This window comes from Frankia sp. CcWB2, from assembly GCF_977927585.1.
The window spans coordinates 4,881-12,601 of the sequence record NZ_CDWRCM010000013.1; the positions used below are offsets into that span (position 1 = coordinate 4,881).

The 7,721-nt window shown below is 68.3% G+C and carries 9 protein-coding genes and 1 pseudogene; 2 read left to right on the forward strand and 8 right to left on the reverse strand.

The features are described from left to right. From ACY45C_RS02855 to recG, 6 genes and pseudogenes are all read right to left on the reverse strand, one after another. A pseudogene (locus ACY45C_RS02855) lies at window positions 1-601 on the reverse strand (phosphate starvation-inducible protein PhoH); the annotation flags it as partial. A gap of 6 nt (window positions 602-607) precedes the next feature. Next, the gene (gene rpmF / locus ACY45C_RS02860; protein ID WP_011437979.1) at window positions 608-778 is read right to left on the reverse strand and encodes a 50S ribosomal protein L32; all 171 of its coding nucleotides are present in this window, start codon (window positions 776-778) and stop codon (window positions 608-610) included. Continuing rightward, on the reverse strand, window positions 778-1,389 hold the full coding sequence (locus ACY45C_RS02865; RefSeq protein ID WP_462186109.1) for a YceD family protein: 612 nt from the start codon (window positions 1,387-1,389) through the stop codon (window positions 778-780). The genes rpmF and ACY45C_RS02865 overlap by 1 nt, the downstream gene beginning before the upstream one ends. A 447-nt stretch (window positions 1,390-1,836) precedes the next feature. Further along, entirely contained in the window at window positions 1,837-2,325 is a 489-nt protein-coding gene (gene coaD, locus ACY45C_RS02870) for a pantetheine-phosphate adenylyltransferase (RefSeq protein ID WP_011437981.1), read from the reverse strand. After that, window positions 2,322-2,879, reverse strand: a complete 558-nt coding sequence (gene rsmD, locus ACY45C_RS02875) for a 16S rRNA (guanine(966)-N(2))-methyltransferase RsmD (RefSeq protein ID WP_462186110.1) — start codon at window positions 2,877-2,879, stop codon at window positions 2,322-2,324. The genes coaD and rsmD overlap by 4 nt, the downstream gene beginning before the upstream one ends. Before the next feature lie 12 nt (window positions 2,880-2,891). Next, window positions 2,892-5,087, reverse strand: a complete 2,196-nt coding sequence (gene recG / locus ACY45C_RS02880; RefSeq protein ID WP_462186111.1) for an ATP-dependent DNA helicase RecG — start codon at window positions 5,085-5,087, stop codon at window positions 2,892-2,894. 253 nt (window positions 5,088-5,340) lie between these two features. Between recG and rpmB the strand changes: the two genes are divergently transcribed. Continuing rightward, window positions 5,341-5,529 (forward strand): 50S ribosomal protein L28, encoded by a 189-nt coding sequence (gene rpmB / locus ACY45C_RS02885; RefSeq protein ID WP_011437984.1) that lies wholly within the window; start codon window positions 5,341-5,343, stop codon window positions 5,527-5,529. Window positions 5,530-5,666: 137 nt separating this feature from the next. Further along, window positions 5,667-6,800 (forward strand): D-alanine--D-alanine ligase family protein, encoded by a 1,134-nt coding sequence (locus tag ACY45C_RS02890; RefSeq protein ID WP_462186112.1) that lies wholly within the window; start codon window positions 5,667-5,669, stop codon window positions 6,798-6,800. Between the two features lie 94 nt (window positions 6,801-6,894). Here ACY45C_RS02890 and ACY45C_RS02895 read toward each other — a convergent pair whose 3' ends face one another. Continuing rightward, complete coding sequence (locus ACY45C_RS02895; RefSeq protein ID WP_462186113.1) at window positions 6,895-7,344, reverse strand: DUF3515 family protein; 450 nt, start codon at window positions 7,342-7,344, stop codon at window positions 6,895-6,897. Window positions 7,345-7,508: 164 nt separating this feature from the next. Next, window positions 7,509-7,721: Lrp/AsnC ligand binding domain-containing protein (locus tag ACY45C_RS02900; RefSeq protein ID WP_462186114.1), on the reverse strand; the 213-nt coding region annotated here is incomplete at its 5' end.

Here is a 7,721-nt window from a genome sequence, read left to right on the forward strand (position 1 = left end):
GCGATCGGAGCAGCTCGTCGGCGGCTCGCCGCAAGGTGTCGGGGATCGCTGGACGCGCCGTCAGAAGCCCGACGCGAGGAGCGTCGACGGCGAAGCGAACCGCGGCGTACGCGCTGCCCGCGACCGCGAACTGGGCGAGTTCGTCCGCCGTCACATCAACCGTCGCCCCCGCGTCACACAGCACGACGGGGGCATTCGACCCGCCGACAATCGAGGCGAGGGTGGCCCGCGTCGCCCCGGGTAGCAGACCGTAGGTGAACTGAGCCGAGGCGACCACGGCTTCGGCCGGGGCTACCGAGACCATCGCATCGGCATGTCCGTCGCGGACCAGGCGCGCCGCTACCCGGACGCCGGAGTCCCGACGTGCTCGCACTTCACGCAATGCCTCCGGGCCCGCCGAAACGCCGCGAGCGGCCGTGGCGAGCAGAACGCGCTCGCCTGGCACAATTCCCAGGCGAGCAAGGTCATCCCGGACGGCGTCACCGGATGTCACCAGAGTGAGCACCAGATGCGGATCGGCGTCGAGCGCACTGGGCAATGTCTCGAGGAGAGGCCCGGAAGGGGACCCCTCCCCCACCAGGTCAACAGCGATACGTGTCACACCGGGTCAGACGTCAAGCACCTGACGGTCGTTGTACCGGCCGCACGTGCCACAGACGGTGTGCGGCCGGATCACGTGCCCCCGCGAGCACTTTGCGAGGGTCGGCACCTTAGCCTTCCACTGCGAACGCCGGGACCGGGTGTTGCTGCGCGAGGTGCGCCGCTTCGGGACGGCCACTATTCCTTCTCCTTGCTCTCATGAGGGTCGGTGCGACCCCTCTCGGTTCCCGTTGCTCCGCTGTCGGCCAGCGCGGACAGCGCCGCCCATCTCGGGTCGGATCGCGCATGGGAATGTCCAGGCTCGACATCGTCGAGACGCACCCCGCAGTCCACGCAGAGTCCCGCACAGTCCGGGCGGCAGATGGGTGACAGCGGAAGGTTGAGCACCAGGGCATCCCGCACCACGGGCTCGATGTCCGCATGATCATCGATTAGTACCCGAGCGTCTTCGTCGTCACCCAGGTCCACGGCTCGGTCAGGGTAGTAGAACAGCTCGCGAAACTCGACCATGCTGGCCTCAGACACGTCGTCCAGGCAGCGCGCACATTCACCCCGAAGCGGCGCCACGACGGTCCCGCTGACCAGAACACCCTCGATCACCGATTCGAGACGCAGGTCCAAGGTGGCGCTCGCGCCAGCCGGCACCCACATCATCTCGGTTCCGAGACCGGCGAGAAGTTCCGCCTCCGCCCGGACAAGCCGCATCGACCCGGGCCGCCGACCGAGCTCACGGGTGTCCAGCACAAGGGGACCCTTCGGGGTCCGACGGCGAGAGTGGGATCCAGTCATGGCGGCAGTCAAATTCACATCTACGTCAATGTCAGGAAGCCCGGCCGAAACAGGGCCTTCGTGGTGGTATAGCTACCCGGCGTTGCTGACGACGGAGGCGGCCCGGCGTCGACGGCGCCCTGGACCCTCCCAGAGGCCTGGACCCTCCCAGAGGATCGACGAACAGACTCCAGCCAGTCAGCTACTGCGAGCCGGTCAGCTACCGAGCCGGCTAACTACCGAGCCGGTCAGCTACTGCGGTCCTAGCCTATCCGATCGGCGCCGCGGACGATCCGATCAGGCTGCCGAGATTTCCGGGCACCCGAGCCCGGCGGGCGGCGGACCTCCGCCCAGGAACCCACTCGGGCACCGCTCACCCCCCCCCCGCGACCGGCCCGGAGCCCGGACGGTCGGGAACGGCGGGAGAGCCCGGCGGAAGTCGGTCGGCGGCTACCCACCCGGCGGGAGTTACTGAGCGAGACGCTCACGGAGCTGTTTGAGTACCACATCGGGTACCAGCCCCGACACATCGCCCCCGTAACGCGCGACCTCCTTCACCAGGCTGGAGGACAAAAAAGCGTATTGCGGGTTCGTGCTCATGAAAAGAGTCTCCACGCCCGCAAGCGAATTGTTCATCTGCGCCATCTGAAGCTCATAGTCGAAGTCGCTGACCGCACGCAGTCCTTTGACGATCGACTGGATACCCCTGCTCCGACAAAAATCGACGATCAGCCCGTGGGACGCATCCACCAGGACGTTGGACGGCGCCATCGGATGATCACGCAGGGCCTCCCTGATGAGCTCCATCCGCTCGTCGACGGTGAACAAGGTGACTTTGTTCTTGTTGATCGATACGGCGACCACGACCTCATCGAAGAGTCTGCTCGCTCGGACGATGATGTCGAGATGACCGTTGGTGATCGGATCAAATGAACCGGGACAGGCTGCCCTCCTCATGATCGAATACCGTACCAGAGAGCGCCCTCCCCGTACCTCCGGTCGCGCAGCGCACACAACCCGTCAGGCCAGACGACCGGGCCCGAGCGGTGCGATCTTTCGACAACGCAGACACTGTCCGCAGTCAACCAGGCGGCCGCCAGCAGCTTTGACAGCACTTCGCCGAGTTCCGAGTCGCGCATCGCGTACGGCGGATCGAGGAAAACCACGTCGTAGGGATTACCCGAGGCGTTCTGCACCACACGCTCTACCGCGGCTTGCACGATCTTCGCGCCCGACAGTCCCATCGCTGTCACGTTCCGCCGCAGAGTGCGTATCACGACCGGATCGCGGTCAACGAGAAGGGCATGAGCGGCACCCCGAGACAGCGATTCCAGACCGACCGCACCAGATCCGGCATAAAGATCGGCAACCCGAGCGCCCCGCAGATCCAGGCAGGTCGACAAGGTGTTGAACAATCCCTCACGGGCACGTTCCGAGGTCGGACGGGTGGTTGTCCCGGGTGGAACCACGAGCCGCCGACCACCCGCGGTCCCACTGATGATGCGCGTCATCGGGCCACCCGGTCATCCCTTCTCGAGGAAGGCGACACTGGTGTCGTCGAGAACCGCGTCGAGCAGCCGGCGCAGTGCGGGATGCCGGTCCAACCCGGGGTCGTCGTCAACCAGGCGACCGGCCTCCGCGCGTGCGTCGCGGATCAGGTCCTCGTCACGAAGAAGTTCCAGGAGCTTCAGGGATCGTCGCCCGCCGGACTGAGCGGCCCCAAGCACATCGCCCTCCCGACGCTGCGCGAGGTCGAGACGGGCCAGCTTCGCCCCGTCGCTGGTGGCGGCGACCGCGCTGAGCCGCTCCCAGGCGGGGGATCCCGGCTCGGCCGCTGTATGCAGAAGACACCAGCCGGGCGCGGTGCCCCGGCCGACCCTCCCGCGCAACTGGTGCAGCTGGGACACGCCGAACCTGTCCGCGTCCAGGACGACCATCACTGTTGCGTTCGGTACGTTCACTCCCACCTCGATGACGGTGGTGGCGACCAGCACGTCGACCTCGCCGGCCGCGAATCGGTTCATGGTGGCCTCCCGCTGCCCGGGTGCGAGACGACCGTACAGTGGTTCAACCCTGAGATCCGCAAGATCGCCATCCACCAGCAGGGGCAGCACCTCACACACTGTCGCAGCTGGTCGGGACGCTCGCGGATCCGGACCAGCCGCCGAGGATCCGGCGGGGTCATCCTCCCCGCACTCATCCTCCCCGCCCGCACCGATCCGGGGACACACGACATAGGCCTGATGCCCGGCGGCCACCTCATCGCGGATTCGTCCCCACATCCGATCCGTCCAGGATCTCTGGCTCGCCGGCACCACGAACGTCCCGATGGGAGAGCGTCCCGCCGGCAGTTCAGTGAGCTCGGAGACTTCGAGATCACCGAACACGGTCATCGCGACCGTCCGGGGAATCGGCGTCGCGGTCATCACAAGAAGGTGGGGAGGACGTCGTCCACGCGCTCGCAGCGTGTCCCGCTGTTCGACGCCGAAACGATGCTGTTCGTCAACGACGATCAGACCAAGATCGCTAAAGATCACCTCATCGTGCAGCAGGGCATGAGTGCCGACCACCAGACCGGTGGAACCGTCTGCGATCTCCGCCAGAGCCTCCCGCCGCGCACGCGCCCCCATCGATCCGGTGACCAACGTCACCCGCGTGGCCCGATGATCGGCTCCTAGTTCTCCTGCCCGGGCCAGGTCGCCGAGCATCTCCCGGAGGCTTCGGCTGTGCTGAGCGGCAAGAGTTTCGGTGGGCGCCAGGAGTACCGCCTGACCGCCCGTGTCGACCACGGTGAGCATCGCCCGCAGGGCGACCAGTGTCTTGCCCGAACCCACCTCTCCCTGCAGCAGGCGATGCATCGGAACGGGCCGACCGATCTCGGCCGCGATCGTCTTCCCCACCTCGCGCTGGCCCGTCGTGAGGGGGAAGGGCAGAGCGGCGTCGAACGCCGTCAGTAGACCATCCGGACGCTGCGGCCGGGGTGTCGTCGCCATCGCCTCCACCTCACGACGCCGTTGGGCCAACGCCACCTGCAACACCAGAGCCTCATCCCAGGTGAGGCGCCGACGACCGGAGGCGATCTCACCACGGTTCGCGGGCTGGTGAACCAGCCGGAAGGCCTCGGCCAGAGCGGGCAGGCGGTACCGGCTGCGGAGATCGTCCGGCAGCGGATCCTCGACGGGATCGAGAGAGTCCAACGCCAGCCGGACGCACCTCGCCAGCGTCCAGCTCGGCACCTTGGCGGAGGCGGGGTAGATCGGAACCAGCGCGTTCGCGAACGGCGCACCGCTGGCGGCTTCCCCGCTCTCCTCGGGTTCGAGGAGCTGGACCTCCGGGTTGGTCAGCTGACGCCGCCCGCGGAACTCGTCGACCTTGCCGGCGAACAGCGCGGTCGTCCCGGGACGGAGGTCACGCTCCCGCCAGCTCTGATTGAAGAAGGTCAGCGACAGTGAATGCCGGCCGTCCGTCACCGTCACGCGCACCATCGACTTCCGGGTGCCGCGCATCGGGCGGCGTTCTGTCTTCTCGACCCGGGCCTGGACCGTCACCGTCTCACCGACGACGAGGTCCGCGAGGTCCGTCAGCTCGCCTCTCTCGTGGTACCGGCGGGGCAGGTGCCCCAGCAGATCACCAACCAGCCTCAGCTCCAGGCCATCGGCCAAGAGGGCGGCGGCACGCGCGCCGACGAGAGCCTTCAGGGGCGTGTCGAGGTCGACCACATCACCGATAGTGCACCGGACCACCGACAGTACCGAGACCCACCGGCTCCCGCCGCATCATCTGGGCCACAGAAGGTGGGGTAACCTCAAGCGGGTCATCGCTACGCGCGTCCCCCGGCGGCGCCGTCGGGGTTGCGGGTTGCGGGTTGCGGGTTGCGTACGATCCTGGTTCTGAGTCCCCTGACGTCCCGGGCACGCCTACCGGGACCAGTACTACTTCGACTTCGGCTACTACTTCGACGGAGTGTTTCTCGTGTCTTCGGTGTGTGACGTCTGCGGCAAGGGGCCGGGCTTCGGTATGTCGGTCTCCCACTCCCACCGACGCACGCGCCGTCGGTGGAACCCCAACATCCAGACCGTGCGCACGGTCGTGGGCGGGACCCCCAAGCGGCTGAACGTCTGCGCTTCCTGCATCAAGGCGGGCAAGGTCTCTCGCGCCTGAGCCCTCCGGCCGGACGTTACTCCGGCCGGAGGGGGCGACACCGGACGCGGGCCTCCCGCGGACGTCGAGGCGGAGCACGGCCACATCCACGTCGGGTACGGTGCCGGTCACCGACGCCGATCCGTTAGTGTCCCGGCATGGCAGGCTCCAGGCGTCGGATTCGGCTCGCCCTCCTGTTCGGTGGCCGCAGCACCGAACACGCGATCTCCTGTGTATCGGCCAGCGGCGTACTGCGAGCCCTGGATCGTGACGTCTACGACGTCGTCCCGGTCGGCATCGACATGCATGGCCGCTGGGTCATGCTGCCGGACGACCCGACCGCCCTCGCGGTGACGGGAGACCGGCTGCCCGCCGTCGTCGCGGCCCGCGGTGAGAGCGTCGTCCTGGCCGCGGATCCGACGACGCCCGGTCTGCTGCCGCGCCGCCCCCGCGGCGGCCTCGACGCTGCCAGGAGCACCCTCGGGAGCGGCGACACCCTCGGGGACATCGACGTGGTCTTCCCGCTGCTCCACGGCCCCTTCGGGGAGGATGGGACGGTCCAGGGCCTCCTGGAGATGGCCGGCCTGCCCTACGTCGGCTCCGGGGTGTTCGCCAGCGCGGCCGCCATGGACAAGCAACACATGAAGGCGCTGCTGCGGGCCGCCGGCCTTCCCGTCGGGTCCTACGCCGTCCTGCGGGCCGGTGACACGCTCACCGGGGCCGACCAGGAACGGCTGGGGCTGCCCGTCTTCGTGAAGCCCGCGCGCGGCGGGTCGAGTATCGGGATCAGCCGGGTCGATGCCTGGGCGGACCTGGACACCGCGATCAAGGCAGCCCGCGCCAGCGACCCCAAGGTCCTGGTGGAGTCGGCGATCATCGGCCGCGAGATCGAGTGCGGGGTCCTCGGAACTCTGGACGGCCCCGGTGCCGAGGCGAGCGTGCCCGCCGAGATCATCGTCACATCTTCGGCCGGCTTCTACGACTTCGAGGCCAAGTACATGTCCGACGCCACCCACTTCGACGTCCCGGCCAATTTGCCCCACGCGGTACGGGAGGAGGTGCGGAGAGTGGCAATCGCGGCATTCGAGGCCTTGGACTGCGCCGGGCTCGCGCGGGTTGACATGTTTGTCACGGCTGACCACCATGTGATCATCAACGAGGTCAACACGATGCCCGGTTTCACCCCTACCTCGATGTTCCCGCGGATGTGGGAGGCGAGCGGGGTCACCTATCCGCAGTTGGTGGACCGGCTCGTCAGGCTGGCCCTGCGCGACGGAGCGGGGCTGCGCTGACCGCCCGGCACCTCACGCCACCCGGCACCTCACGCCACCCGGGCCCGTGACGGCGCAGAGGCGTTCCGCCGGGCGGAATGGCCGGGAGCTCGTCTCAGGATGTCGTCGACCTGCTGTGCGCCCGCACGGCGGGGGCGACCGAGACGAGTACCTCGAACGCCTGCACGTCGGCGGGCAGGATGAGAACCACCTGGGGCTGCCGCGTCGGAGTGGAATAGCGCACCGTCGTCCCGCCCAGGTCCTCGGCAAACCACCCCACATCGTCGACGACGGACAGCATCGCATCGGGACGGTAGCTTGCCGGAAGACCCGACGCGCCGCAGGTGAGCACCACCGGCGTCGCGCCGTAGGCCGCTGCCGTGGTCTGCGGGGGGTCCAGTGCCCGGCGGTCGAGGTCGTCCCCGAGCGACGGGGGAAGGTCGTGGACCAGGTCCACGCACGACGAGCGGGCCGACTCCGCGGGAATCGGCACGTTGGTCAGCCGGATCGATCCGGGACCGCCGCATCCGACCAGCGCGAGCAGGACCCACGAGGCGACGAACACCGGAGACCGACCTGACCGCCCCGGCCGGCGCCTGCCCCCTGCCGGGCGCCCGCCCCACTCGGCTTGCTCACCACCGGTGGCCATGTCCCGATTCTGGCGCGCCACCGGCGTCACCGGGTCCCCCCGTCCCGGAGCCGACCTGACCCACGTCGGGACGGAGAAGCTCAGAAGTGAACAACCGGGCAGGTCAGCGTGCGGGTGATGCCGTCGACCGACTGCACTCTCGCCATGACCATCTTCCCGAGGTCGTCGACGGTGGCCGCCTCCGCCCGGACGATGACGTCATAGGGGCCGGTGACGTCCTCGGCCTGAGTGACCCCGGGGATCTGCTCGATCTCCTTGGCAACCGAGGAGGACTTGCCGACCTCGGTCTGGAT

What these genes read in the sequence shown, in the direction of transcription:
- rsmD (WP_462186110.1), bottom strand. Translation starts at nt 2,879, where the DNA reads ATGACGCGCATCATCAGTGGGACCGCGGGTGGTCGGCGGCTCGTGGTT.
- coaD (WP_011437981.1), bottom strand. Translation starts at nt 2,325, where the DNA reads ATGAGGAGGGCAGCCTGTCCCGGTTCATTTGATCCGATCACCAACGGT.
- ACY45C_RS02890 (WP_462186112.1), top strand. Translation starts at nt 5,667, where the DNA reads ATGGCAGGCTCCAGGCGTCGGATTCGGCTCGCCCTCCTGTTCGGTGGC.
- ACY45C_RS02865 (WP_462186109.1), bottom strand. Translation starts at nt 1,389, where the DNA reads ATGACTGGATCCCACTCTCGCCGTCGGACCCCGAAGGGTCCCCTTGTG.